Origin of the sequence: Stenotrophomonas aracearum (assembly GCF_031834615.1) — a bacterium.
Lineage (GTDB): Bacteria > Pseudomonadota > Gammaproteobacteria > Xanthomonadales > Xanthomonadaceae > Stenotrophomonas > Stenotrophomonas aracearum.
The window spans coordinates 4,277,501-4,304,436 of the sequence record NZ_CP115543.1 but is presented as its reverse complement, the minus strand read 5'-3'; the positions used below and the strand labels follow the sequence as shown (position 1 = coordinate 4,304,436).

19 protein-coding genes (1 of these 19 cut by a window edge) are annotated in these 26,936 nt (G+C 70.4%); 11 read left to right on the top strand and 8 right to left on the bottom strand.

Annotated elements, in window-relative coordinates; all coding sequences use genetic code 11:
• The first annotated feature begins 86 nt into the window (after positions 1-86).
• From recC to recD, 3 genes are read left to right on the top strand one after another with little or no spacing between them, the layout of a single operon-like run.
• Positions 87-3,431: an exodeoxyribonuclease V subunit gamma gene (recC, locus tag PDM28_RS19130; protein ID WP_311183274.1), complete on the top strand. Its 3,345-nt coding sequence runs from the start codon at positions 87-89 to the stop codon at positions 3,429-3,431.
• A complete protein-coding gene (locus tag PDM28_RS19125) occupies positions 3,428-7,075 on the top strand; it encodes a UvrD-helicase domain-containing protein (protein WP_311183273.1) in 3,648 nt (1,215 codons plus the stop codon). Before recC ends, PDM28_RS19125 begins: the two co-directional genes overlap by 4 nt.
• Positions 7,072-8,955 carry an exodeoxyribonuclease V subunit alpha gene (gene recD, locus PDM28_RS19120; protein ID WP_311183271.1) on the top strand — a complete coding sequence of 628 codons (1,884 nt, stop codon included), beginning with the start codon at positions 7,072-7,074 and terminating at the stop codon, positions 8,953-8,955. The genes PDM28_RS19125 and recD overlap by 4 nt, the downstream gene beginning before the upstream one ends.
• A gap of 7 nt (positions 8,956-8,962) precedes the next feature.
• Here recD and PDM28_RS19115 read toward each other — a convergent pair whose 3' ends face one another.
• The 6 genes from PDM28_RS19115 to PDM28_RS19090 all read right to left on the bottom strand — a co-directional run bounded on the left by PDM28_RS19115 (position 8,963) and on the right by PDM28_RS19090 (position 14,538).
• On the bottom strand, positions 8,963-9,385 hold the full coding sequence (locus PDM28_RS19115) for a hypothetical protein (protein ID WP_311183270.1): 423 nt from the start codon (positions 9,383-9,385) through the stop codon (positions 8,963-8,965).
• A gap of 37 nt (positions 9,386-9,422) precedes the next feature.
• Positions 9,423-11,447: an FUSC family protein gene (locus PDM28_RS19110; protein ID WP_311183269.1), complete on the bottom strand. Its 2,025-nt coding sequence runs from the start codon at positions 11,445-11,447 to the stop codon at positions 9,423-9,425.
• 4 nt (positions 11,448-11,451) lie between these two features.
• Positions 11,452-12,888, bottom strand: coding sequence for an efflux transporter outer membrane subunit (locus tag PDM28_RS19105; RefSeq protein ID WP_311183267.1), 1,437 nt, complete (start codon positions 12,886-12,888; stop codon positions 11,452-11,454).
• On the bottom strand, positions 12,885-13,793 hold the full coding sequence (locus PDM28_RS19100; protein ID WP_311183266.1) for an HlyD family secretion protein: 909 nt from the start codon (positions 13,791-13,793) through the stop codon (positions 12,885-12,887). Before PDM28_RS19100 ends, PDM28_RS19105 begins: the two co-directional genes overlap by 4 nt.
• Positions 13,790-13,999 (bottom strand): DUF1656 domain-containing protein, encoded by a 210-nt coding sequence (locus tag PDM28_RS19095; RefSeq protein WP_017354740.1) that lies wholly within the window; start codon positions 13,997-13,999, stop codon positions 13,790-13,792. Before PDM28_RS19095 ends, PDM28_RS19100 begins: the two co-directional genes overlap by 4 nt.
• 83 nt (positions 14,000-14,082) lie before the next feature.
• Positions 14,083-14,538, bottom strand: a complete 456-nt coding sequence (locus PDM28_RS19090; protein ID WP_102947082.1) for a MarR family winged helix-turn-helix transcriptional regulator — start codon at positions 14,536-14,538, stop codon at positions 14,083-14,085.
• A gap of 130 nt (positions 14,539-14,668) precedes the next feature.
• On the opposite strand from PDM28_RS19090, the gene folE reads away from it, so the two are divergent.
• The 4 genes from folE to PDM28_RS19070 are packed head-to-tail and all read left to right on the top strand — an operon-like array spanning position 14,669 to position 20,833.
• Positions 14,669-15,271: a GTP cyclohydrolase I FolE gene (gene folE, locus PDM28_RS19085; protein WP_102947124.1), complete on the top strand. Its 603-nt coding sequence runs from the start codon at positions 14,669-14,671 to the stop codon at positions 15,269-15,271.
• A 13-nt stretch (positions 15,272-15,284) separates the two neighbouring features.
• Entirely contained in the window at positions 15,285-16,754 is a 1,470-nt protein-coding gene (locus PDM28_RS19080; RefSeq protein WP_102947081.1) for a DUF3375 domain-containing protein, read from the top strand.
• A complete protein-coding gene (locus tag PDM28_RS19075) occupies positions 16,741-17,442 on the top strand; it encodes a DUF4194 domain-containing protein (protein WP_070208313.1) in 702 nt (233 codons plus the stop codon). The genes PDM28_RS19080 and PDM28_RS19075 overlap by 14 nt, the downstream gene beginning before the upstream one ends.
• A gap of 19 nt (positions 17,443-17,461) precedes the next feature.
• Positions 17,462-20,833, top strand: a complete 3,372-nt coding sequence (locus tag PDM28_RS19070; protein ID WP_311183264.1) for an ATP-binding protein — start codon at positions 17,462-17,464, stop codon at positions 20,831-20,833.
• Between the two features lie 3 nt (positions 20,834-20,836).
• On the opposite strand, the gene PDM28_RS19065 is transcribed toward PDM28_RS19070, so the two are convergent.
• Positions 20,837-21,613 (bottom strand): sulfite exporter TauE/SafE family protein, encoded by a 777-nt coding sequence (locus tag PDM28_RS19065; RefSeq protein ID WP_311183263.1) that lies wholly within the window; start codon positions 21,611-21,613, stop codon positions 20,837-20,839.
• 59 nt (positions 21,614-21,672) lie between these two features.
• Here PDM28_RS19065 and PDM28_RS19060 point away from each other — a divergent pair, with 59 nt between their 5' ends.
• The 4 genes from PDM28_RS19060 (at position 21,673) to PDM28_RS19045 (ending at position 26,641) form a co-directional block, all read left to right on the top strand.
• Positions 21,673-22,062 (top strand): YchJ family metal-binding protein, encoded by a 390-nt coding sequence (locus PDM28_RS19060; protein WP_311183261.1) that lies wholly within the window; start codon positions 21,673-21,675, stop codon positions 22,060-22,062.
• Positions 22,063-22,145: 83 nt separating this feature from the next.
• Positions 22,146-23,438 carry an ergothioneine biosynthesis protein EgtB gene (gene egtB / locus PDM28_RS19055; RefSeq protein ID WP_311183260.1) on the top strand — a complete coding sequence of 431 codons (1,293 nt, stop codon included), beginning with the start codon at positions 22,146-22,148 and terminating at the stop codon, positions 23,436-23,438.
• Positions 23,435-24,409 carry an L-histidine N(alpha)-methyltransferase gene (gene egtD, locus PDM28_RS19050; protein WP_311183259.1) on the top strand — a complete coding sequence of 325 codons (975 nt, stop codon included), beginning with the start codon at positions 23,435-23,437 and terminating at the stop codon, positions 24,407-24,409. Before egtB ends, egtD begins: the two co-directional genes overlap by 4 nt.
• 54 nt (positions 24,410-24,463) lie before the next feature.
• Entirely contained in the window at positions 24,464-26,641 is a 2,178-nt protein-coding gene (locus PDM28_RS19045; protein WP_311183258.1) for a lytic murein transglycosylase, read from the top strand.
• A gap of 87 nt (positions 26,642-26,728) precedes the next feature.
• Here PDM28_RS19045 and PDM28_RS19040 read toward each other — a convergent pair whose 3' ends face one another.
• A protein-coding gene (locus PDM28_RS19040; protein WP_311183257.1) for a benzoate/H(+) symporter BenE family transporter crosses the window boundary here: on the bottom strand, positions 26,729-26,936 show its end. It continues 980 nt past the right edge of the window; only the last 208 of its 1,188 coding nucleotides appear in the window; its start codon lies off the right edge, out of view; the stop codon is at positions 26,729-26,731.

Below are 26,936 nucleotides of genomic sequence, written 5' to 3'. Positions count from 1 at the left end.
CCGCCAAAGAAGGCCGCAGGCGACATCCACCGTCGTCCATATCAAAGAGGGTCGAGATCGGCGCCGCGCTGCGGCACACTGCCGCGATGACCGACCCCGCTTCAGACTTCCGCCTGTACCACTCCAATTCGCTCGATGTGCTGGCCGCGCTGCTGGCCAGGACGCTGCGCGAGCCGGTGGCCGGGCAGTCGATCCTGGAACCGGACGTGGTGCTGATTCCGCAGGTGGCGATGCGCCGCTGGCTGCAGTCCACCCTGGCGGCGGAGTATGGCATCGCCGCCAACCTGGCGTTCCTGACCCCGGGCGAGTTCGTGGCGCGGGCGCTGAACGCCAATGTGCCCGGCGAGCATGACGATCTCACCGCCGCCGCGCTGCACTGGAAGGTCTACGCGGCGCTGGCCGACCCGGCGCTGATGGCGCAGCCGCCGCTGCGCGCGCTGCAGGCCTACCTGTCCCAACCGGATCCGCTCAAGCCCTGGGCGCTGGCCGGCGAGCTGGCCGCCGTGTTCGAGAAGTACCAGGCCTGGCGCCGCGACTGGCTGCTGCGCTGGGAAGCCGGCGCCGACCCGCACGACCCGCAGGCGATCCTGTGGCGGCGCATCGGCAGCGGCCACCAGTACCGCGCCCGTCGCATCCACGCCTATCTGGAGCAGTTCGAAGGCGCCGGGCGGCCGTTGCCGGCGGGGCTGCCGCCGCGCCTGTTCGCCTTTGCCACCCTGAACGTGTCGCCGGACGTGCTGCGGGTGGTGGCCACCCAGGCGCGGGTCGGCACGCTGCACTTCTACATGCCCACGCCCACCCGTTCGTACTGGGGCGACCTGCAGACCCTGGGCGGGCGCCTGCGCAGCGGCGCGGCCGACCCGTTCGGCAGCGGCGCCGACGAGAACCGCCTGCTGCAGGCCTGGGGTGCGGCCGGGCGCGACTTCATGGCGGTGCTGGGCAGCTACGAAGTGGTGCATCCCTCCGGCGAAATCGCCGCCTACGACGATCCCGAAGACGACACCCGCGCGGACATGGCCCACGGCGGCCTTGCCGACAGCCTGCTGCACCGCCTGCAGCGCGACCTGTTCCACCGCCGCACCGCGCCGGAAGGCGCGCTGCGCCCGCAGCTGCTGCGCAACGACCCCAGCCTGCAGGTGCATGCCTGCCACACCCGCCTGCGCGAACTGCAGGTCCTGCACGACCAGCTGCGCGCGCTGCTGCAGGACCCGCGTTTCGACCCGCCGCTGCAGGCGCGCGACATCGCGGTGCTGGCACCGGACATCGATCCGTACGTGCCGTACCTGGAGGCAGTGTTCGGCGGTCGCAGCGGCGGCGAGGACCACATTCCCTACGCGCTGGCCGACACCAGCCCGCTCACCGGCGAACCGCTGGCCGACGTGTTCGTGCACCTGCTCGGCCTGCCGGTGTCGCGCTTCGGCCTCAACGAAGTGCTGGACCTGCTGGCCAGCGCGCCACTGGCCGAAGCCGCCGGCCTGGACGCGGCCGCGTTCGACCGCCTGCACGACTGGCTGCAGGCCGCCGGCGCGCGCTGGGGCCTGGACGCCAGCCACCGCGCGCAGCACCAGGCGCCGGACGACGACGCCTACACCTGGCAGTTCGCACTGGACCGCCTGCTGCTCGGCCATGCCAGCGGCAGCGATGGCGACATCGCCGGCGTGGCGCCGTGGCCGGAGCTGGAAGGCAGCGCGCTGGACGCGCTGGACCGCCTGCTCGCGCTGATGCGGGTGCTGGCGCGCTACCAGCGCGCGCTGAGCGATGCGCTGCCCCCGGCGCAGTGGCGCCAGCGCCTGCTGGCCCTGCTCGACGCGCTGCTGCCGGAGACCCCGGAGGCGGCCAGCAGCCAGCGCGCGCTGGAGCGGCTGCGCAAGCTGATCAACGAGTTCGCCCGCGAGGCCGAACGCGCCGGTTTCGACGCCCCGGTTCCGCCGGAGGTGGTGCGCGCGCACTTCGCAGGCGTGCTCGGCGAGGCCGACACCCGCGCGCCGCTGCTGACCGGCGGCATCAGCTTCGGGCGGATGGTGCCGATGCGACTGTTGCCGTTCCGGGTGATCTGCGTGCTTGGGCTCAACGACGGCGACTTCCCGCGCCGCGACCCGGCCGCCGGGCTCAACCAGCTCACAGCCGAACTGGGCACCGACAAGCGCCGGCATGGCGACCGCTCGCTGCGCGAAGATGACCGCTTCCTGTTCCTGCAGCTGTTCGCCTCGGCGCAGGACGTGTTCTACCTGAGCTACCTCGGTGCCGACCCGCGCGATGGCAGCGTGCGCGAACCGTCGGTGTTGGTCAGCGAGCTGATCGATGCCGCCGCTGAGTACCACGACGACCCGCCAGCGGCAGTGAAACAGTTCACCGTGCGCCATTCGCTGCAGCCGTTCTCGCCGGCCGCGTTCGGCGGCGGCGATGAGCCGCGCCGCTTCAGTTACCGCCAGCAGTGGCACCCCGCTGCGGGCTCGCTCGGCAGCGTGCGGCGCGCACCGCCGGCATGGTTCCAGCAGCCGCTGGCGCCGTTGCCGGAGGACGCCGCGCCGGACCTGTCGCTGGACGCGCTGCGCCGGTTCCTTACCGACCCGGCCGGGCAGTTCCTGTCGCAGCGGCTGGGCCTGCGCCTGCCCGAAGAGCTGGGCACGGCCGAGGACCTGGAACCGCTGGTGCTGGCCGGGCGTGGCCTGGAGCAGCGCCTGCTGCAGCATGCGGTGATCGAGGCCACCCTGGAAGGCGATGACACGCCGTTGTACGCGCGGTTGCGCGCACGCGCGCTGCTGCCATCGGGTGCGCTCGGCGAACGCCAGTTCCAGGCGCTGCAGGCGCAGACCCGCCCCTATGCGCTGGCATTGGCGCAGTGGCGCGGCGACAGCACCGCCGACAGCCGACGCTACGAGGTGGAGATCGATGGCGTACGCCTGCACGGCCGGGTCGACGACATCCACCCGCAGGGCATCGTGCGCCTGCGCGCCGGTGGCCTGAACGGCCCGGCGGCGATCCGGCACGGGCTGGACTGGCTGCTGGCCAACGCTGCCGGCGACGCGATTCCGCTGGTCGAATTCCACGACGGCGGCGACGACGGGGTAGGACCGCACGTGTTGCCCGCGCTGTCGGCCCCCACCGCGAAGGCCGCACTGCAGACCCTGCTGCAGCTGCGTGGCGAAGGACTGTGCGGTCCGCTGCTGTATGGCCCGTACACCGCGTGGACGCTGTACCGCACCCCGGCCGCCAAGCGCGAAGCCGAGGGCTGGGCGCAGTGGCATGGCGGCGACCGGCGCTGGGGCGAGGCTAGTGGCGACGCCCTGCAGCTGGCCCTGCGCGGGCGCGACCCGTTCGCCGATCCGGACAGCTACCAGCAATTGCTGCAGACCAGCTTCCGGGTGTTATGCGCTGTGCGCGAGGGCAGGGTGTTCCAGGGCTTCACCGACGAAGGAGCGCCGGCATGAGCGACCTGGACCTGCAGCACGATCCCTACCTGTCCCTGCCGCTGGACGGCGTGCGCCTGATCGAAGCCAGCGCCGGCACCGGCAAGACCTTCACCCTGGCCACGCTGTTCACCCGGCTGGTGGTGGAGCAGGGCTACCGCATCGGCCAGATCCTGGCGGTGACCTTTACCGACGCCGCCACCCAGGAGCTCCGCAAGCGCATCCGCGAGCGTCTGGCCCTGGCTGCGCAGCTGCTGGCGCGCGCGCCCTCGGACGACGAAGCGCCCGACGCGCAGCTCACCCGCTACCTGCTGCAGCGCGAACTGGACCGCGGCCGCGAAACCCCGGCGGCGCTGGCACAGCGCCTGCAGACCGCCGCCGACGAAATCGATCTCGCCGCGATCTTCACCATCCATGGCTTCTGCACCCGGGTGCTGCGCGAACACGCGCTGGAGAGCGGCCACACCTTCGACCCGCCGACCCTGCTGCCCAGCGAACGCGAACTGCACGACCAGCTCGGCGCCGACCTGTGGCGGGTGCACGCCAACGACCCTGCACGGGTCGATGCGCTGACCCGGCTGTGGTCGGATCCGGGCGCGCTGGCACGCGACCTGTCGGCGCTGATCAAGCCGCTGCCGCTGCTGCCACCCGTGCCCGTGCAGCGGCTGGACGACCCCAGTGCAGCGCTGCAGGCTGCCGCCGCGGCACTCGTGCAGGCCATCGACGCGCACACCGAAGACGCCCAGGCCAGCATCGCCAACGCCTTCGAGCGCAAGATCTTCGACGGCCGCCGCGCGCGCCGGCCCAGCTTCGACAAGGCGTTTGCGGAGCTGTTGGCAGGCCGCGCGTCGCGCAGCTGGCCGCGCAGCGACAAGCTGCACCTGGGCAAGCTGCTGCCGGTCGCGTTGCTCGGCTTCTGCAAAGAGGACCAGCAGGGCCTGTGCCCGGCCTCGCCGCTGTTCGACGCGCTGCAGACCTGGTGGCACGCTGCCGACAGCCACGACCAGTGGCTGCGCCAGCAGGCGCTGCTGCTGCTGCACGACCTGCGCGGCCAGGCCCGCGAACGCCTCGATGAACTGAAGCGGGTCGGCCGGGTGCAGACCTACGACGACCTGATCGACGGCGTGGCTGCCGCGCTGGAAGGCCCGCACCGCGCCGCGCTGGTACAGCAGCTGCGCGCGCAGTACCCGATCGCCCTGGTGGACGAATTCCAGGACACCGACGACCGCCAGTGGGGCATCTTCCAGCGCGTGTTCGGCGATTCGCCGGAAACCCGCGAGGCGGGCCTCGACCCGGCGCTGTTCCTGATCGGCGATCCCAAGCAGGCCATCTACGGCTTCCGCGGCGGCGACATCCACACCTACCTCAAGGCCAAGCGTGAAGCGGTCGCCGCACCCGCGTTGAACCGCAACTTCCGCTCGCGCCCGGGCGTGCTGCGCGCGCTGCAGGCGTTGTACGACGCGGCGGGCGAACGCGCCTTCCTGGAAGCGGACATCGCTTTCGAACCGGTGCTGCCTGGCAGCACCCGCAGCGACGCCGACTTCCTGCGTGACGACCAGTCCGCACCGGGCCTGACCCTGCGCCTGCTGCGCAGCGACGACGGCGCCGACCTCAAGGCCGACCCGTCGCGCCAGCAGGCCACCGACGCCTGCGTAGCGGCAATCCACCAGGTGCTGCTGGAAGGCCGGCAGGGCCGCGCGCTGCTGCGCGGCATGCCGGTGCAGCCCGGCGACATCGCCGTGCTGGTGCGCCGCCACCATGAAGCCACCCGGATCCAGCAGGCGCTGAGCGCGGTCGGCATTCCAGCGGTGGCCGCTGGCAAGCAGAGCCTGTACGCCACTGCCGAGGCACGCGAACTGCGCGTGCTGCTGCTGGCGCTGCTGCAGCCGGCCGACGAAGGCCGCCTGCGTGCCGCGCTGTCGACCGTGCTGCTCGGTGAAAACGCGGCGGCGATCGACGCGATGGAACGCGACGGCGACCCGCAGCGCGCGTTCCAGACCCGGCTGCTGCTGTGGCGCGAACGCTGGCTGCGCGGCGGACCGTTCGCGGTCATCGCCGACCTGTGCGCCGAACATGCCGAACGCCTGCTCGGCCTGCTCGATGGCGAACGCCGCCTCACCAACTACCTGCAGCTGGGCGAGCTGCTGCAGCAGGCGGCCGGCCAGGCGCTGGGCATGCACGGCCTGCTGGACTGGCTGCAGGTGCAGATGGCGCACGCCGACCAGGACGACGAACAGCAGCTGCTGCGGCTGGAATCGGACGCGCGCCGGGTGCAGATCATCACCCTGCACAAGAGCAAGGGGTTGGAGTACCCCTTGGTGTTCCTGCCCTTCGTCGGCATCGGCAGCGGCGGCGCCAACACCGATGCCAACTGCACGGTCTACGCCGACGGGCGCCGCGAGCTGCACTGGAAGCTGGAGCGCGACGAAGCGTGGAACGCGGCCAGCGCGCGCGCCGCGCAGGAGCAGGAGGCCGAAGATGCGCGCCTGCTGTACGTGGGCCTGACCCGCGCCGAGCATGCCTTGTGGATCGCCGCCGGCGACCTCGCCGGATTGGCGAAGACCCGGCTGGCGCCGATGCTGTCCGACCTGGATGCGTTGCGATCGAACCCGGACATCCAGGTGATCGAAGGCCCCGTGGAGCCGCGCCCCGCGCAGCTGCCGGTGGAACGCGAAGGCGAACTGCCACCGGTGCGCGCGGTCACCCGGCGGGTGCCGCACGACTGGTGGGTGTACAGCTTTACCCAGCTGGCCAATGCGGATGCGGGCCACGACACCGACGCCATGGCCACCGAAGCGCCGGCCCCGGCCGCCGACGAACCGGCCGGCGGCGAGTTGCCGCTGGAGGTCGAGCCGCTGGCGCCGAGCGAACCGCAGCCGGAGATCGATCCGCGCTTCATGGGCAGCCGCTTCGGCAACGTGCTGCACGATGCGCTGGAGAACACCGACTTCGCGCGCTGGTCCGTCTGGCGCGCTGGCGATGCGGCGCCGCCGGAACAGGCCGAGGTGCTGCGCGACTCGCTGCGCGCCGAAGGCTATGCCGACGCCGACCTGGACGATGGCGTGGCAGTGCTGGTGCCGCTGGTCGGGCAGACCCTGACCGTGCAACTGCCCGAAGGCGGCGCGCTGTGCAGCCTGCCCGCGCAGGACCGGCGCGCCGAGATCGAGTTCCACTTCGCCATGCAGGCCACTGCCGTGCCGGCGCTGCTGCAGCTGCTGCACCGGCACGGACTGGTCCGCGACCGGCGCAGCTTCGGCACCCGCCGCCAGCTGGAAGGGCTGATGACCGGCAAGATCGACCTCACCTACGTGCGCGACGGACGCTGGTACGTGCTCGACTACAAATCCAACCGGCTCCCCGGCTACGACGCTGCGCGCCTGGCCGAGGCCATGCAGCACAGCGAGTACGACCTGCAGGCGCTGATCTACACCGTGGCCCTGCACCGCTGGCTGCGCTTCCGCCTCGGCGCCGGCTACGACCTGGCGCGCGACATGGGCGGCATCCGCTACCTGTTCTGCCGTGGACTCGAAGCCGGCCGCGCCGACGCGCCGGGCGTGCATGCGCAGCGCTTCGACCCGGCGCTGGTGGAGGCGATGGACGCGCTGTTCGCAGGCGGCGCCGACGCCCACGCCGGGCTGGTGGCACGCGCGCGGGGTGAAGCATGAGCCTGCTCGCCGCGCTGTTGCAGCAGGGCACCCTGCGCACCCTGGACCACGCCTTGGCGCAGAGCCTGCGCCGACTGCAGCCGGACACGCCCGACGCGGTGCTGGCCGCAGCCGCGCTGGCCTCGCTGGCGGTGGCGCAGGGCCACGCCGGGCTGGACCCGCAGCAGCCCCGGCGGCTGGTGGATGCCGACCTGGACTGGCCGCTGCCCGGCGACTGGATGGCGCAGCTGCGCGCATCGCCGTGGGTGGATACGCCGGAACGCGACGACCATGCGGCCGCCGATGCACCGCTGGTGCTCGAACACGGCCTGCTGTACCTGCGCCGGTACCGCGAATACGAACGGCGGCTGGCGCTCGGCCTGCAGCGCATTGCCCGGCAACCGCTGCCCGCGCACGACCCGGCGGCGCTGGCGCCGCTGTTCGCACAGCTGTTCCCGCAGGCACTGGACGGCATCGACCACCAGGCACGCGCCGCTGCAGTGGCACTGCGCCACCCGCTGGTGCTGGTCACCGGCGGGCCCGGCACCGGCAAGACCACCACCATCGCGCGCCTGCTGGTGCTGCTGGCCGCGCAGGCGCAGCAGGCCAACGCCGCGCTGCCCCGGGTGGCGCTGGCCGCCCCCACCGGGCGCGCGGCCGAACGCATGGCCGAAAGCCTGCGCCTGGCCCTGCAGCGGCTGCGCCTGGTCGGGGTGGCCGCCGAACTGGCCGAGGCCCTGCCGACCACCGGCGCCACCCTGCATCGCCTGCTCGGGGTGATTCCCGATTCGCCGCGCTTCCGTCACCACGCCGACAACCCGCTGCCGTTCGATGTGGTGGTGGTGGACGAGGCGTCGATGATCGACCTGCCGTTGATGACCAAGCTGGTCGAAGCGGTCGCCAACGGCACCCGGCTGATCCTGCTCGGCGACCCCGACCAGCTGCCGTCGGTGGAGGCCGGCGACGTGCTCAGCGCGGTGCTGCAGGCCAGCGGCGACGGCCTCGGCACCCAGGCCGACGATGCCACTGCGCTGCGCCCATTGCTGGCGGCGGCCGCGCTGCAGCCGCTGGCCGCGCCGCTGCCGTTCGCCGGCCGTCGCGTGCAGCTGCAGCGCGGCTACCGGCAGAGCGACGCGCTGGACCTGGCGCCACTGGCGGCTGCGGTGCGCGTGGGCGACAGCACCCGTGCATTGGAGCTGCTGCGCCACGGCCAGCTGGCCGGCGTGCACTTCCACGAAGACCAGGTGGACCCGCTGCAGCAGCATCGGCAGACCCTGCTGGCACACTGGCGAGGCTTGGGCGAGGCGGCGGACCCGGCCCAGGCGCTGGCCCAGGCCGGCCAGCTGCGCCTGCTGACCGCGCTGCGCGAAGGACCGCAGGGCGCGCGCGGCCTCAACGAACGCATCGAAGCGGCGCTGGCCGGCAGCGCGCGTCCGGGCGGCGGGCCGCGCTACTTCCACGGCCGGCTGCTGCTGATCACCGAGAACAGCTACCGCCACCGCCTGTTCAACGGCGACATCGGCCTGTGCCTGCGCAGCAGCGAAGGCGCGGTGCTGGCCTGGTTCCCCGGCGACAGCCCGGAACACCCGCGCGCGTTCCACCCGGCCGCGCTGCCCGCGCACGAAAGCGCGTTCGCGATGACCGTGCACAAGGCGCAGGGCTCGGAATTCGACGAGGTGTGGCTGCAGCTGCCGCGTCGCGACAACCGGGTGCTGTCGCGCGAGCTGGTGTACACCGGCATGACCCGGGCGCGCCGGGCGTTGCATGTACTGGGCAGTGCGGACGTGGTGCAGGACGCATTGGCGCGGCACGCCAGCCGGTTGTCCGGACTGGCGCTGCGGCTGGGGGGCGGTGCAGCAGCCCGTGAGGCGACCGCACCGGCACAAGGCCAGCTGTTCTGAGGTTGGGTCAGGCGTCCTCGTCGCCTTCTTCCACTTCACCTGGAACCAGCACGGTGCCGTCCGGGTACACGATCGCGCCGTCGCCGCTCACGTCGAAGAAGCCCACCTGGTGCTTGTTGGCCAGGATCTGCACCTGGCCGTGCGCATCTTCAGCCACTTCGTCGTCGAACGAGGCGTAGATCACACGGGTGCCGATGCTGTAGTCGGTTACCTGCGGGCGATCATCCTCGTCGTCCGAGAGCGGACCGTCCATCGGCGGGAAGTCTTCGGCCAGCTCGGCGAAGAACGCCTGCAGCGCCGCCACCGAGACGGCCGCGTCGTCGTACTCGTGCTTCTCGTTCCACTCGGTCTGTGCGTCGTACCACTGCAGGAACGCTTCGACTTCGCGCGGCGCCACGGCCGGGTCGAACACCATCACGTCATAACTCATCGAAGTTTCACCTTGTGCCATGCAGGAATGCAGGGCGTCAGGATACTCCGCCCTGTGTGACCGCCAGCTGCTCGGGGAACAGCGCATAGCGCAGGCCCAGCACGCCCATCAGGGCCTCGTCGCGGGCCTTGCCGGCCTCCACGGTCTGCACCCGCTGAAGCGACGCCTCCAGCCGGGCCTGCAACGCCGGCGGGGCGGGCAGCGGCCGGCGTTGCGCCACCTGGGCCCGATAGTGCGCGGCCACGTCGTCCAGGATGGTTTCGATGGCCTGCATGCTGGCCGCCGGCAGGCCGTGCCGGGCGCGGCGCAGCTGCAGGATGTTCAGGCCGATGCGCGCCTCGGTCAGCATGTCCACCGAGGCGATGTCGCTTCCTTCGGGTGTAGCGGCCAGGCGCGGGGCCAGCAGGCCCAGCAGGTCCAGCATGCGCGCGGCGAACCGCTGGCGATCCTGCTGGCCATGGCCTTCGGCGGCCTCGGCCAGGGTCACCCAGCCCTGGCGGACCAGGCGGCGCGCGGTCCATTCGGCCCCCACCGAGCGGAACACCCGGGTCATCACCACCGCAAATCCGATCCCGATGAACATCGCCACCGACGAATTGATGAAGCTCTGGATGTTGGCGTTGTAGGTATTCTGCACATTCAGCAGCGCCACCAGGTTCACCGTCAGCGGCAGCCCGATCAGCGCGGTCTTCGGCCGGTGCAGCAGCAGCCCCAGTGGCAGGAAAATCACCGCCAGCACCAGCGCCAGGCTGCCGAAGTCGTGCACCGCCGGGAACACCCCGAACAGGTACACCGCTGCCACGCCGCTGGCCACGATCGCCCACAGCAGGAACTGCAGCATGCTCGGCGCCGGGTCGTCCTGCGCGGCGAAGAACGCAGCGGCCACCGCCGCCATCATCGCGCCGTTGCCACCGCCTTCCCAGCCCAGCCCGATCCACAGCGCGCAGTAGGTCATCAGCGCCACGCCGGCACTGGCCGCCGAAAACAGCGCCATGCCGTAGTCCACGTGGCGCGCATCGCCGATGCGCTCGGCGCGCACCCGGTAGTGGGCGGTATCGCGCGGGGCGCTGCCGTGTTCGATGGCGTCCTGCAGGGTCGCGCAGTCCTGCCACAGGTCCACCAGCTCCTCCAGCCGCAGCAGCAGGGTCACCAGCAACAGGTGGTCCAGTTCACCGTCCACCGCCGGCTTCAGTGCCAGGATGCGCGCGCGCAGCGCGTCATGCTCGGCGCTGCTGGCGCGGCCCGGGTGTTCCAGCCACTGCGCGATGTCCTGCACCAGCGGCTCCAGCCCCGGCGGCAGCGCGCGGCCACCGGCACGCAGCGCACCCAGCCGGTCGGCAATCGAGGACAGCACCGGCAGCATCAGCAGCATGCGCTCGCGCAGGCGTTCCATCGACACTGCCGACCCGGCATGGCGCGGGTCGTCGCGGCGCAGGAACTCGATCAGCGCTTCGAACTGCACCAGGTCGGCGGCCAGCCGGTTGCGCGGCCCGTGCGCCTGGCCGCGCAGCAGGATCTGCCGGCACCACTGCGCCGCATCGCCCATCCAGCTGCCGATGCGTGCGCGCAGCATGGGTCGCGCCGAGCTCGGAAAGAACAGCGAGGCGAACAGCACCGCCACCACCGTGCCCAGGATGATCTCTTCGCTGCGCGCCACCACCGTGTCGAAGATGGTGTCCGGCGACGTCACCGCCGGGAAGCCGATGAACGCGGTGGTGTAGCCGGCCAGCAGGAACGCATAGCCGCGCGGGCCGCGGTTGAGCAGGGCGATGAACAGGCACGCCGACAGCCACAGCGACATCGCCGCGCTCAACAGCAGCGGGGTCTCCACCAGGTGCGGCAGCATCCACAGCGTGGCCGCACCGGCGATCAACGTGCCGACGATGCGGTACACGCCCTTGGCCCGGGTCGGGCCCAGCATCGGCTGGGTCACGATGTAGACGGTGGCCATCGCCCAGTAAGGCCGCGACAGGTTGCCGGCCAGCCCGATGTACAGCGCCGCCAGCGCGGCCAGGAAGGTCTTGACCGAAAACAGCCACGCCTGGCGGTCCAGCAGCAGCATGGGGTTAGTTCTTGTCGACATTCCAACCGCCGCCGAGGACCAGGAACAGCTGGATCTGGTCGCGCGAGACCTGCGCCTGCGCCTGCGCCAACGTGGCGTCGGCGCTGACCAGGGTGCGGTCGGCGTCCAGGCTGGCCAGGTAGGGCGTGCGCCCACCCTGGTAGAGCCGCCGGTTCTGCTCGGCAGCCAGCGCGGCCTGGCCCTGCGCCTGCTGCAGCGACTGTACGCGCTGCAGGTCGTGCGCATAGCGGCTGAGCGCGGTCTGGGTTTCGCGCAGCGCCTGCAGCACGCTGTGGTCGAACTCGGCCAGCGCCGCGTCCGCACCGGCTTCGGTGGCGTGGATGCGCGCATGGGTGCCCGAGGACGGCAGCGTCCACGAGATCAGTGGACCGATCGACCACTGCTGGGTCAGCGGTTCGCCGAAGTCGGCCAGCAGGCCGGCCGCGCCCAGCGAGGCGCCCAGTCGGATGTCCGGATACAGCTCGGCAGTGGCCACGCCGATCCGCGCGGTGGCGGCAGCCAATCGGCGTTCGGCCTGGCGGATGTCGGGGCGGCGCTGCAGCAGTGCACGGCCATCGCCCACCGGCAGCGGCCGGGCCAGGGTCGGCGCCGCGCTGCAGTCGCTCACGCCAGCGGGAATCTGCCCCGGGGTCTGCCCGAGCAGGGCCGCCAGCTGGTACTCGGACGCCTGGCGCTGCGCGCGCAATGGCGGCAGCGCCGCTTCCAGCATCGCCACCTGCGCGTTGGCACGGGCCAGCTCCGGCGGCGTGCCGCGCCCGGCATCGATCAGCCGCTGGGTTACTTCGCGGCTGCGCTGCTGCAGCTGCAGCGAATGCTCGGCCACGTGCAGCTCGTGGTTGGCGTGGCAGATCTCCACGTAGCTGCCGGCCACCTGGGCCACCAGCGACACCCGGGCCAGGTCCATGGCCGCTGCAGTGGCCTGCTCGTCGGCACGCGCCGCCTCGGAGGCGCGCTTGAGCTTGCCGAACAGGTCGAACTGGTAGGACACGGCGAACTTGCCGTCGGCCAGGTTGATCGGCGGGAGTTCGTGTTCGAGCAGGAACGATTCGGCCGACAGCTGCGCGCGGCTGACCCCGGCCTCGGCTTCGTACTCGAAGCCACCGGCATCCAGCGCCTGCTCGTACACGGCGGCGGCACGACGCAGGTTGGCGTCGGCGACCTTGAGTTCCACGTTGTCGCGCAGCGCCTGCTCGACCAGCCCGTTGAGGGTGGCGTCCTGGTACAGCTCCCACCAGCGCGCCGGCAGCTCGGCGCCGGGGGCCACCTGGGCATTGCCGGTGTCGATGAAGGCGGCGTTGGCGTCCGGGCGCTGGAAGGCGGCGCCGGCCGGCACCGCGTAATCGGGCCCGACCGTGCGGCACGCAGCCAGGCTGGTCAGGGCCAGCGCCAGGCCGATGCGGTGCAGGGCCGGGCGGCTCACAGCGCCGCCCGTGCCGGGTGCGCCGGCGTGGCCGGGGCGGTGTCCGGCTCGATGGTGACGGTGGCGGTGCGCCCGGCAATCAGGTTCACGCCCTCGGGCACGCTGTCGATATGGATGCGCACCGGGATGCGCTGCGCCAGCCGCACCCAGTCGAAGGCCGGGGTCACGTTCGGCAGCAGGCTGGAGCCCTCGCTGCGGTAACGGTCCTCGATACCGGCGGCAATGCTCTGCACGTGGCCCTGCAGCGGCTGCGCCTCGCCCATCAGGCGGATGTCGACCTTCTGCCCGGCATGCACGCCGCGCAGGCGGGTTTCCTCGAAGTAGCCATCGACCCGGAACGAGCCGGTGTCGAGCACCGCCATCACCGGGTGGCCGGCAGTGACGTAGTCGCCGGCGCGCACGGTGCGGTCGTTGACGTGGCCGTCGCTGGGGCTGCGCACTTCGGTGCGGGCCAGGTTGAGCTTCGCCAGGTCCACCGCCGCCTGCGCGGTGGCGGCAGCGGCCTGTGCGGCCTGCAGCTTGGCGCGGCGCACTTCGGCATCCTCGGCGGCCACCAGGTCCTGCAGACTGCGGTCGCGCGCGATCTCGCGGCGCAGCTGCTGCAGCGTGGCGTTGCGTTCGCCCAGCGTTGCCTGGGCCTGCTCCAGTGCGATCTGGTAGCGCGCTCGGTCGACCACGAACAGTACTTCGCCGCGCATGACCGGCTGGTTGTCGGCCACGTTCACCGCCTCGACCAGGCCGGACACGTCGGGCGCGACCTGGACCACGTCGGCGCTGACATGCGCGTCGCGGGTCCACGGCTCGTCCATGTAGTACGACCACAGGTGGCGCAGCACCAGCAGTGCGGCAATGACGGCAACCCCGGTCAGGACGACCGGGACGGTGTGCTTGAGGATCTTGTTCACGATTGCATCCAACGCATCAGGGAAAACAACCCGCCGAGCACGATCACGTACACGGCCAGGTTGAACAGGGCGGGGTGCCAGATGTGGCGGTAGGCGCCGGTGCGCTGCAGGACCAGGCGCAGCCCGCTCTTGAGCAGGTAGGCCAGTAGCATCAGCCCGAGCAGGGTCGGGACGAACACACCGTAGAGACTGAATTCACCGTACATCGGGGCAGGAACTTCGCAGGGGAGCGGAAAGGGGAACGCCACGGCGTCGCCGGGCGACACCGGGAAACACGGCAGGACAGGGCTTACGTCACGCGGTCGGACGCATCGGCCAGCAGCTTCCACAGCTTCAGCACGGTGCGCAGCTCTTCGGTACTCAGTTCGCCGAAGACGTCCTGGCGCAGGCCGATCAGCTGCTGCTCCAGTTCGCTGACCAGGGCCTCGCCCTTGTCGGTCAGCCACAGCAGGTTGGCGCGGCGGTCGCTGGCGTCGCTCTCGCGGCGGACCAGGTCGCTGGCCGACAGCTTGTCCAGCAGGCGCACCAGCGAGGGGCCTTCCATGCCCAGCTGCTGGGCCAGGGTGACCTGGCGGATACCACCGCCGGCACGGCCGATCATCAGCAGCGGCATGGTGCAGGCGGCGGAGATGCCGTAGCTGCCCAGGGCCTGGTCGGCCAGGCGCTGCCATTGCCGCCCTGAGTGGAGCAGGCCGGAGCTGAGCTGCATCTGCAGCTGGGTGCGTTCGTCGAGTGAGCGTTTCATGGCAGATAGATAGGATACTACTAATTACGATCCTATCAATACCCCTGGCCCAACCCCAGCCCAACGGGGCGGGGGGACGGCCAAGGGCTCCGTCGGGTACGATGCTCGCCCCCTTCGGGTGCTGTATGCCATGAGCCAGAAAGACAACGACGCGACCCCCGTAACCCAGGCCGAAGCCGAATCGGCCGTGCGCACCCTGCTGCGCTGGGCCGGTGAAGACCCCACCCGTGAAGGCCTGCTGGACACCCCGCGGCGCGTGGCCGAAGCGTATGGCGACTGGTTCAGCGGCTACCGCGACGACCCGCGCGCCTACATGGAGCGCACCTTCGAGGAAGTGGCCGGCTACGACGAACTGATCGTGCTGCGCGACATCGAGTACGAAAGCCACTGCGAACACCACATGGCGCCGATCATCGGCCGCGTGCACGTCGGCTACCTGCCGGCCGGCAAGGTGGTGGGCATCAGCAAGCTGGCCCGCGTGGTCGAAGCCTACGCGCGCCGCTTCCAGGTCCAGGAAAAGATGACCGCGCAGATCGCGCAGTGCATCCAGGACGTCCTGCAGCCGATCGGCGTGGGCGTGGTGGTGGAAGGTGCGCACGAGTGCATGACCACCCGCGGCATCCACAAGCGCGGCGTCAGCATGGTCACCTCCAAGATGCTCGGCAGCTTCCGCGAGGACGCGCGTACCCGCGCCGAATTCCTGCGTTTCATCGAAGTGGGCGGCAAGCGCTGATCGTCCCCACTACATGAAGCACCGCGAACGGATTACACGCTACCGCACCCTGCGCGAGCAGCCCCAGTGGAAGCTGCTGGCGGCGGCCAACGCCCCGGAGATCATCGGCCTGCTGCAGAGCCTGCTGATGGACGGCGAGCGCACCCTGGCCTCGGCGGTGCTGCACGAACGCCTGCAGCGGGCGCTGGACCAGCTCAACGGCGACGAACTGTCGCGCGAGCTGCCGCGTACCGCCCAGGCCTACATCGCCCATTGGCTGGCGCAGGGCTGGCTGGAGCGGCGCCTGCCCGATGGCGCCGACCAGGAACAGTACGAGCTCTCCACCCAGGCCCTGCAGGCGATCCGCTTCGCCGACAGCCTGGAGCAGAGCCGCGTGGCCGCCACCGAAAGCCGGCTGGCGCTGGTGATCGAACAGCTCTCGCAGCTGGCCGCGCAGACCGAGTCCGACCCGGACGCACGGCTGTCGGCGCTGCGCGACGAACGCGACCGCATCGACGCCGAGATCGCCCGGGTCGGCGCGGGCCGCGTGACCACGCTGGATGGCAAGCGCGCGCTGGAACGGGCGCGGCAGATCATCGGCCTGGCCGATGACCTCACCGAAGATTTCCGCCGCGTCCGCGACGACTTCGAGCGCCTCAACCGCGAGTTCCGCGAACGCATCATCGACGACGAAAGCGAGCGAGGCGACGTGCTCTCGCGCCTGTTCGAAGGCGTCGACGTGATCGGCGACAGCGACGCCGGGCGCAGCTTCCAGGCGTTCTGGCGGCTGCTCAACGACGCCGAACAGAGCGCGCAGCTCGACGCCGCGCTGGAAACCGTTCTGGCGCGCGGCTTCGCCCGCAAGCTGGACCGCAACGAACGCGCCTTCCTGCGCGGCTTCACCGGCACCATGCTCGACCGGGGCGGCCAGGTCCACGACGTGCTGCAGCACTTCGCGCGCAGCCTGCGCGGCTTCGTGCAGAGCCGCGGTTACCTGGAGCAGCGCCGGCTCAACCAGCTGCTCAAGCAGGCCCAGTCCGAAGCGCTGGCCCTGCGCGACGACTTCAGCGCCCAGCGCCCGATCGGCCGCGACCTGCAGCTCACCACCAGCCGCCTGCGCTCCTGGTCGCAGTGGAAGCTGCACGACCCGCGCAGCGCGCATGTCGACGGCAGCGTGCTGCGCAACGACGCGGCCAGCATCAGCCTGGAAAGCGTCGGCGACCTGGTCGCGTCGTCGGAAATCGACTTCCGCACCCTGCGCCGCGACCTGCACGAGCTGCTGGCCATCCAGCCGAAACTGAGCATCGCCCAGGCCCTTTCGCAGCGCGACGCGCCGCAGGGCCTGGGCAGCGTCATCGGCTACCTGTCGCTGGGCACCCGCCACGGCGTCATCGTCGACGGCGAACAGGAACTTGCCCACTGGCGCGGCAACGACGGGCAATGGCGACGCGCCCGCATCCCGCTGGTGTGGTTCACCCAGGAGAAACGCCATGAACTGGCATGAAGAATCCAACGGCGCCGCGCCGGTAGACGGCGCAGGCGACGAGTACGACGCCGAACCGGTGGTGGTCACCCCGCTGCCCAAGCGCAACAGCGATGTGTTCTACATGGGCGACACCGGCCGGCTGCCGCTCGACGGACGGCGCGCGCTGTGCCAGCTGCTGATCGGCCCCAGCATCGACCAGCTGCGCCACGCCAAGCTGTGGCCGGCGCTGATCCGCAACGAGCCGGCGATCCGCTCGGCGCTGTCGGACCTGTTCCTGGAACTGGTGCTGGACCGCGACAGCGGCGTGGCGTTCACCCGCCAGGCCGACACCGAAGACATCGAAGCGCCGGTGCTGCTGCGCAGTTCGCCGCTGACCTTCATCGACTCGGTGCTGCTGCTGTACCTCCGACAGCAGCTGGCCGAGGCCGATGCGCGCGGCAACCGCGCGGTGGTGGCCGACACCGAGATGGCCGAAGCGCTGGCCATCTACGAGAAGAACCTGTCCACCGACCGCGCCGGCTTCAACCGCCGCGTCGCCTCGGCGGTGCAGAAAATGAAAGAGAACCACATCCTGACCCGGCTGGCCGGCCAGGAAGACCGGCATGAAGTGTCGCCGGCCTTGAAGCTGCTGTTCTCCGCCGAAGACGTGTCCGCGCTGTCGTCGGTGTACCGACAGCTGCGCGAGACCCCGGCCGCCAACGCCTGAACGGAACGACCCCCTACGCATGGCCATTTCCAAGCACACGCCCGCCCTGTTCACCGAAGGCCTGCCCGATCCGCGGCTGCAGCAGTTTCGCATGCGCCGCCTGCAGGTGCACAACTGGGGCACGTTCAACGGCCTGACCGAAGTGCCGATCGCCGAGCGCGGCTTCCTGTTCGTGGGCCGTTCCGGCTCGGGCAAGTCGACCCTGCTCGATGCCATGTCGGCCATGCTGGTGCCGCCGTCCATCGTCGACTTCAACGCCGCCGCGCGCGAAGCCGAGCGCAGTGGTCGCGACCGCAATCTCGTCTCCTACGTACGTGGCGCCTGGGCCGACCAGCAGGACCGGGGCACCGGCGAAATCGCCACCCAGTATCTGCGCAAGGGCGCCACCTGGACCGCCCTGGTGCTGGAGTACCGCGCCGGCGACGGCCGCGTGGTCAGCCTGGTGCGCCTGTTCTGGATCGCCGGCAACGGTGCCGCCGCTGCCGACGTGCGCAAGCACTACCTGATCGCCGAGCGACCGTTCGACATCGCCAAGGACCTGGGCGGCTTCGACCTGGACCTGCGCAAGCTCAAGCAGCGCCTGGGCGACGTGCACCATTTCGACAGCTTTACCGGCTATGCGGAACGCTTCCGGCACCTGCTCGGCATCGACAATGAAATGGCGCTGCGCCTGCTGCACAAGACGCAGTCGGCCAAGAACCTGGGCGACCTCAACGTCTTCCTGCGCGACTTCATGCTCGACACGCCCCGCACCTTCGACGCGTCCGAGCGCCTGGTCAGCGACTTCGCCGAACTGGACGGCGCGCACAAGTCGGTGGTCACCGCCCGCCAGCAGGTGGAAACCCTGCTGCCGGCACGCGCGCTGCACGCCGAACTGAAGGCGATGAACCTGCGCCGCGCCGACGAGGAGACCCTGAAGCTCGGCCTGGACAGCTTCCGCGAATCGCGCCTGCAGAAGCTGCTGGAAGCCCGCCTGCAGGAAATCGACGTCCGCCACCGTGGCCTGCTTGGCGAAGAGACCCAGCGCCGCCAGGCCCTGGCCAACCATGAAGAGCACCTGGCCGAACTGGAACTGCAGCGGCGCCAGCAGGGTGGTGAGCGCATCGAGGAGCTGGAGCGCGAGCAGGGCCGCGCGCAGTCCGAACACGAGCGCCGCCAGGCCAAGCGCGCCCAGGTCGGCAAGGCCGCCGAACGACTGCAGGAAGCGCTGCCCGACGACGCCCATGGCTTCGCCCACCTGATCGGGCGCGCCCAGGCCGAGCTCGACAACCGCCAGCAGGCCGCGGCCGCGCTGGACGACGCCATCGCCGAGCGCCAGGCCGGCAAGCAGGACGATACCCGTCGCTTTGCCGAGGTCCGTGGCGAAATGGACGCGATGGAGCGCAACCCGTCCAGCATCCCCGCGCCGCTGCAGAAGCTGCGCAGCCGTATTTCCGAAGAGACCGGCGTACCCGAAGCAGCGCTGCCGTTCGTCGGCGAGTTGATCCAGGTGCGCCAGGACGATGCCGCGTGGCAGGGTGCGATCGAACGCGTGCTGTTCGGCTTCGCGCACTCGCTGCTGGTCGAGGACAAGCATTACAACGAGGTCAACGCATGGGTGAACCGCAGCCACCTGGGCATGCGTCTCACCTACTACCGCGTGCGTCGCAATGACGACGCCATGGCGCGCCAGCCGTCCGCGCGTTCGCTGCTGCACAAGCTGGAGCTGCGCGACAGCGTGTTCGAGCCGTGGCTGCGTCGCGAACTCGGCAAGCGCTACGACTACGAGTGCGTGGATGCCAAGCAGCTGCGCGATGTCGAACGCGGCATCTCGCGCGAAGGGCAGGTCAAGCATCCCGGCGACCGCTTCGAGAAGGACGACCGCAACGCCATCGGCGACCGTCGCCGCTGGCTGCTGGGCTTCAACAACGCCGAGAAGCTCGCGCTGTTCCGTCGGGAAGCGCAGGAACTGGCCCAGCGCATCGCCGACTGCGACCAGGACGTCGCGCGCCTGCGTGGCCAGCGCGACCTCGACAACGACCGCCGCCTGGCCTGCAACCAGCTGGTCAACGTCGGCTGGGAAGAGGTCGACGTCGCCACCGCGACCCAGCGCCTGCAGGACATCGAGTCGTCCCTGCGCGTCCTCAAGGAAGGCAACGCCGACCTGGCCCGCCTGGCCGCACAGATCGACCGCAACCGCGCCGACATCGAACAGGCGCGCCGCACCTACGAAGACACCCGGCTGGAACTGCGCGAACTCACCCGCGAACGCGACAAGCTCGAGTCCCGGCGCCAGCACAGCCGCGCCCTGGTGCTGCCGGCGCTGGGCCCGACCCAGGAAGCCGGGCTGCAGAAGCGCCTGGATGCCTATGGCACGCTCGGCCTGGAGACGCTGGAAGCGTACATGCGCGAGATCAGCAAGGGCATCAACGAAAGCCTGGCCTCCTCGCAGCACGAAGTGCACGGCGTTGAGACCCAGCTGGTCGCCTGCTTCCGCCGCTTCGCCCAGGCCTGGCCGGAAGAGTCCGGTGACTTCACCGCTTCGGTGGCGTCGGCCGACGATTTCCTCGCGCGCCTGCAGCGGCTTGAGCGCGACGGCCTGCCGCAGCACGAAGAACGCTTCTTCGACCTGCTGCAGAACCAGAGCAAGAACAACCTGCTGGCCCTGCAGCGGCACAGCGCCGAAGCGCGCAAATCGATCGGCCAGCGCCTGGACGAGGTCAACGCCTCGCTGGAGCAGGTGCCGTTCAACCGCGGCACCCTGCTGACCATCGAACTCAGCGACCGGCGCCTGCCCGAGGTGCTGGAGTTCCACCAGCAGCTGCGCGAAGTCCTTTCGCACCACCAGACCGAAGAGCGCGACGTGGCAGAGTCGCAGTTCGCGGTGCTGCGCGAGCTGGTCAAGCGTCTTGGCTCACAGGAAGGCGAGGACAAGCGCTGGCGCGAAAACGTGCTGGACGTGCGCCTGCATGTCGAGTTCATCGGCGTCGAACTGGACGCCGCCACCCGCCAGCAGGTGGAAATCTACCGCAGCGGTGCCGGCAAGTCCGGTGGCCAGCGCCAGAAGCTGGCCACCACCTGCCTGGCCGCCGCGCTGCGCTACCAGCTGGGTGGGGCCGACAGCCAGCTGCCCAGCTACGCGGCCGTGGTCCTCGACGAAGCCTTCGACAAGGCCGACAACGAGTTCACCGCGTTGGCCATGAACATCTTCGAAAACTTCGGTTTCCAGATGGTCGTCGCCACGCCGTTGAAGTCGGTGATGACGCTCGAACCGTTCATCGGCGGCGCCTGCTTCGTCGAAATCAGCGGCCGCCACGACTCCGGCGTGCTGCTGATCGAGTACGACGAAGAGGGCAAGCGGCTCAAGCTGCCGGAGCGGACCCGCGCCGCGACCGAAGAAGTCGAGGCCTGAGCCTCACCCCGCGAACGTATCCCAGCCCATCCGTGCGATCAGCACGACCACAAGGCCGACGAACAGTTTGCGGATGAACGGCGTGCCGCCGCGCAGCGCCAGCCGCGTGCCGACCACCGAACCGGTGATGTTGGCCGCGGCCATCGGGATCGCGAACAGCCACAGGATGTTGCCGGTGGGCACGAAGAACGAGATCGCGGCCACGTTGGTGGCCAGGTTGACCACCTTCGACGCCGCCGACGCGCGCAGGAAGTCCAGCCCGAAGAAGCGCACGAACAGGAAGATCAGGAAGCTGCCGGTGCCGGGCCCGAAGAACCCGTCGTAGAAGCCGATCACCGCGCCGATCGCCAGCGCGATGGTGAGCTCCTTGCGGCCGATCTCGCGCGGCCGGTGCAGCGCGCCGAAATCCTTCTTCCACAGCGTGTACCCGAGCATCGCCACCAGCAGCACCAGCACCAGCGGGCGCACCGCGTCCTTGGGCAGCAGGCTGACCGCCGTGGCACCGGCGAACGAAAACACGAACGCCGTGCCCGCCGCGAACAGCACCGGCCGCCAGGGGAAGCGCACGTTGCGCGCGTAACGGAACGCCGCCGCGGCGGTGCCGAATATAGAACTGAACTTGTTGGTACCAAACAGCATGGCCGGCGTCTGCTGCGGCAGCACCGTGAACAGCCCCGGCAACTGCACCAGTCCGCCCCCGCCCACGGCGGCATCGACCAGGCCGGCAATGAAGGCAATCGCCACCAACCACAGCAACTCAGGGGGTACCAGCTCGAACACGGCAGCACATCACGGCGGAAAGCGCGCCAGCATACGCCCGCTCGGGCGACAATGCCCGCATGCGCCTTTCCGATCCGTGCCCCTGCGGCCTTCCGCACCCCTACGCCGCCTGCTGCGGCCGATTCCATGCCGGCGAGGCGGCGCCCGACGCCGAGGCGTTGATGCGGTCGCGCTACAGCGCGTACGTGAAGCAGTTGCCGCAGTACCTGCTGGCCAGCTGGCATCCCGACACGCGTCCGGAGAGTCTTTCGCTGGATGAACCGGCCGGGCAGCGCACGCGCTGGCTCGGGCTGACCGTCCACGAGCACACGCAGGGCGACCCGGACCATGCCCAGGTCCGCTTCACCGCCCGGTACCGTATCGGCGGCGGCAGTGCGGTCAAAATGCAGGAACACAGCCGCTTCGTGCGGCTGGAGGGGCGCTGGTGCTACCTCGACGCCTTGCCCTGAGCCCCCATTCAATGTGAACCGGTCACACGGCAGACCCCGTGCCGTGACACCGCGCTCACCCGGGCTCACCGATCCTCGGACGGATGAACGCTGTTGCTGCCCCGTCTCCCTCCGCCGCCCGTGCCACCGACACGCTGGCCGCCCGCTACGCCACGGTGCGCGCCCGCAGCGTCGCCCTGGCCGCACCGCTCAGCGCCGAAGACGCGATGGTGCAGAGCATGCCCGACGCCAGCCCCACCAAGTGGCACCTGGCGCATACCACCTGGTTCTTCGAACGCTTCGTGCTCGGCACCCAGCCAGAGTACGCCCCGTTCAACGCCGACTGGCACTACCTGTTCAACAGCTACTACCAGAGCATCGGCCCGGCGCATGCGCGGCCGCAGCGTGGCCTGCTGTCGCGGCCCTCGCTGGAGGACGTGCTGCAGTTCCGCAGCCGGGTCGACCAGCGCGTGATCGAACTGCTGCAGGCCAACGCACTCGATCCGCAGGCACTGCGGCAACTGGAGCTGGGGCTGCACCACGAGCAGCAGCACCAGGAACTGCTGCTCACCGACATCAAGCACGCGCTGTGGTGCAACCCGTTGCAGCCGGCCTACCGCGACGATCTGGTCAGTCGGCCGGGTGTCGCTGCGCCGCTGGAATGGATCCACAGCCCCGAGCAGATCATCGAGATCGGCGCGCCGGCGTGGCCGGCCAACGCCGCATTCGCCTACGACAACGAATCGCCGGTGCACCGCGTGCTGGTGCCGGCACACGCACTGGCGCAGCGCCCGGTCAGCAACGCCGAGTTCCGCCGCTTCGTTGAAGCCGGTGGTTACCGCGAGCCCGGCTTCTGGATGAGCGAAGGCTGGAGCCTGTGCCAGCAGGAGCACTGGCAGCACCCCCTGTACTGGGACGACGCACTCGCCCGCGAGTTCACCCTGGCCGGCTGGCGCGCGATCGACCCGGACGCGCCGGTCTGCCACCTCAGCTACTTCGAAGCCGACGCCTACGCACGCTGGGCCGGCGCGCGCCTGCCCACCGAGTTCGAATGGGAAGCGGCCGCCGCAGGGCAGGGTACTGCCGGCAACTTCGCCGACGACGGCCGCCTGCACCCGTCCGCGCCTGCCCACGAACGCCCTGCCGGTCGCCACCAGCAGCTGTTCGGCGACGTCTGGGAATGGACCAGCAGCGCCTATGGCGCCTACCCCGGCTTCCGCACCTTCGAAGGCAACCTCGGCGAGTACAACGGCAAGTTCATGTGCGGCCAGTGGGTACTGCGCGGTGGCAGCTGCGCCACGCCCGCCGACCATATCCGCCCCAGTTACCGCAATTTCTTCGCACCGTCGGCGCGCTGGCAGTTTGCCGGCCTGCGCCTGGCCAAGGACGCCGCATGAGCACTGTCAGTGATGCCCTCGACGCGTTGACCGACCTGCAACCGGATCGCGCGCGGATTACCGCCGACATCCTGCACGGCCTGTCGCTGCAGCCCCGCCAGCTGCCCTCCAAGTATTTCTACGACGCGCGTGGCTCGGCGCTGTTCGAGCAGATCACCCGCCAGCCCGAGTACTACCCCACGCGTACCGAGCTGCAACTGCTGCGGGACGTGTCCGGCGAGATCGCGCGCGCGGTCGGCCCGCGCGTGCACGTGGTCGAACTGGGCAGCGGCAGCGGGCGCAAGACCGAACACCTTCTGCATGCGCTGGTCGAACCGGTGGCCTACACGCCGATCGAAATCTCCCGTGCGGCCCTTCTCGACAGCGTCGCGCGGCTGGCCGAAGCGCTGCCGGACATCGAGATGCTGCCGGTCTGCGCCGATTTCACCCGTCCGGTGGAACTGCCCGAGCCGCAGAACGAACCCGCGCGGCGGTTGCTGTTCTTCCCCGGCTCCACGCTCGGCAATTTCGCCCACGATGACGCGGTCGCCCTGCTCGACGCCATGCGCCAGACCATGGGTCCGAACGGCCTGGCCCTGATCGGCATCGACCTGCACAAGGACCCAGCGCTGATCGAGGCCGCCTACAACGACGCCGCAGGTGTCACTGCCGCCTTCACCCTCAACCTGCTGCAACGGCTCAACCGTGAGATCGGCAGCGACTTCGACCTGGCCAGCTTCCAGCACCGCGCCCGCTACAGCGTGCCGCGCCTGCGCATCGAAACCGAACTGGTCAGCACCCGCGCCCAGCGCGTGCACGTGGCCGGGCGCAGCTTCGATTTCGCCAAAGGCGAGGCGATGACCGTGGAATACAGCCACAAGTACACCGACGCCTCGTTCGCCGCCCTGGTCGCCGAAGCAGGCCTGCGCGTGCGCACCCAGTGGGACGCCGCCTCGCCGGCCTTCGGATTGCGCCTGCTGCAACGGGCCTGACCGCGTGGCTTGCCGCTATGATGCGGTTCTACTTGGCTGCACGGATTCACGCCAATGAGGTTCACCTCCGTCGGATTGCTCGGCGCGTTGTGCCTGGCCAGCGGCCCGCTCGCGGCCGCGCCACAGGACGACTTCGACCGCTGCCTGTCAGCGCTGCAGCCGCAGGCCATCAAGCAGGGCGTCAGTGCCGCCGGCTTCACACGGTTCACTGCGGGTCTCACCCCGGACCTGAGCGTATTGCCGCTGCTCGACGCGCAACCCGAATTCACTACCCCGCTGTGGGACTATCTCGCCGCGCTGGTCGATACCCAGCGTGTCGATGACGGGCGCGCGCAGCTGGTCCAGCACCGCGACCTGCTCGCCCGCGTGTCGGCCGAGTACGGCGTCGATCCGGCCACCATCGTCGCGGTCTGGGGCGTGGAGAGCGACTACGGACGGGTATTCGGCAAGCGTCCGCTGCTGCAGTCGCTGGCCACGCTGTCCTGCAACGGCCGCCGCCAACCGTTCTTCCGGGGCGAGCTGCTGGCCCTGCTCAAGCTGCTCGATGCCGGTGACCTGGGCGCGGACGGCCTGACCGGCTCGTGGGCCGGAGCGTTCGGGCATACCCAGTTCATGCCCTCCACCTACGCCCGCATCGCGGTGGACGGCGACGGCGATGGCCGCCGCGACCTGGTCGCCAGCATTCCGGACGCGCTGGCCTCCACCGCCAACTACCTGAAGCAGGCCGGCTGGCGCACCGGCCAGCCGTGGGGCATCGAGGTCACGCTGCCGCCGGGCTTCAATGCCAGCCTGGCCGGACGTACCCAGCGCAAGCCGCTGGCCGACTGGCGCGGCATGGGCATTACCCCCGTGGGTGGTGGGGCACTGGCCCCCGAAGGCCTGCCGGCAGACGCCAATGCCGCGCTGCTGCTGCCCACCGGCGCCAAGGGCCCGGCCTGGCTGGTGTTCCGCAACTACGATGCGATCTACGCCTATAACGCCGCCGAAAGCTACGCACTGGCCATCGCCACCCTGGCCGACCGCCTGCGCGGCGGGTCGGGCACCGTCACCGCCTGGCCGACCGACGACCCCGGCTTGGGCCGTACCGAACGGCGCGAGCTGCAGACCCTGCTGCTGGCCCGTGGGCATGACATCGGCGCCGCCGACGGCATGGTCGGCACCGCCACCCGGCGCGCCATCCAGCTCGAACAACAGCAGCTCGGCTGGCCCACTCCCGACGGCCGTGCCGGCCAACGCATCCTCACCACCCTGCGCACCGCGCCCCCCTTGCCCAAACCCACTACCGCCATGCCCGACAGCACCGTGTTCACCCTGCCGCCCAACCACGCCGCCTACGTGCAGTCGCCGGCCCCGCCCAGCGCGCCCCTGCCGAAGCTGGAGGGGCTGAGCCTGATGGAACTGCAGGGCTTCCCGGCCTGGAAGGTGGAAACCCCGCTGGCCAGCGCCGCGATCTCGGTGTTCGGCGGCCAGTTGCTGTCGTTCGTTCCCAAGGGGGGCCAGGACCTGCTGTGGCTGTCGCCCACCGCGCAGGCGCTGCCAACCCCGATCCGCGGCGGCAGCCCGGTGTGCTGGCCGTACTTCGGCCGCCAGGGGCAGGGCAAGGATGTGCCGTCGCACGGATTCGTGCGCAACGTGCCGTGGACGCTGAAGGACGCACGCCGCGAGGCGGATGGCACCGTGGTGCTGACCCTGGCTCCACCGACGCTGGACAACCTGGACCTGCACCTGACCATGCAGGTGCGCATCGGCCGCACCCTGGAACAACAGCTGATTACCGAGAACACCGGTTCCACCCCGGTCACCTTCACCCAGGCCCTGCACAACTACTTCAAGGTCAGCGACGCCCTGCAGGTCAGCGTGTCCGGCCTGGACGGCCTGAGCTACCTGGACAAGTTCGAGGACTACGCCACTCCGCGTATCCAGAAGGGCGACTGGTCGCTCAACGACCCACGCGACCCCGGCCGCAGCGACCGCATCTACACCCAGGCCGGTGGCCGCTACGTCCTGAAGGACCCGGGCCTCAAGCGCCGCATCGAGATCACCACCCAGGGCAGCCGCTCACTGGTGGCCTGGAACCCCGGCGAAAAGGGCGCAGCCGGCATGGCCGACGTCGGCCCCGGCTGGAAGAACTACGTGTGCCTGGAAGCCGCCAACGCCGGCCCCGACGTAGTGACCCTCGCCCCCGGCGCCCGCCACATCCTCAAGCAAACCTTCAACGTCCAACCGCTCTGAAACACGGCCCGTATGGTGGCCGCCGACCCGTGGCTCGTAGTGCCGGCCGCCGGCCGGCTCCACGCACCTCCGTCCGAAGCGCACCCCTCACGCCACCATTCGCGGCCGCAACACCACCAGGCAGATCCCCCCAGCCACCAGCCCCCAGAAGGCCGACCCGATCCCGGCCAGCGACAACCCAGAGGCCGTCACCAGGAAAGTCACCAGCGCCGCCTCGCGGTCGGCTTCCTCGCGAAGGGCGGTCGCCAGGCTGTTGGCAATGGTGCCGAACAACGCAATACCGGCAACGCAGGCC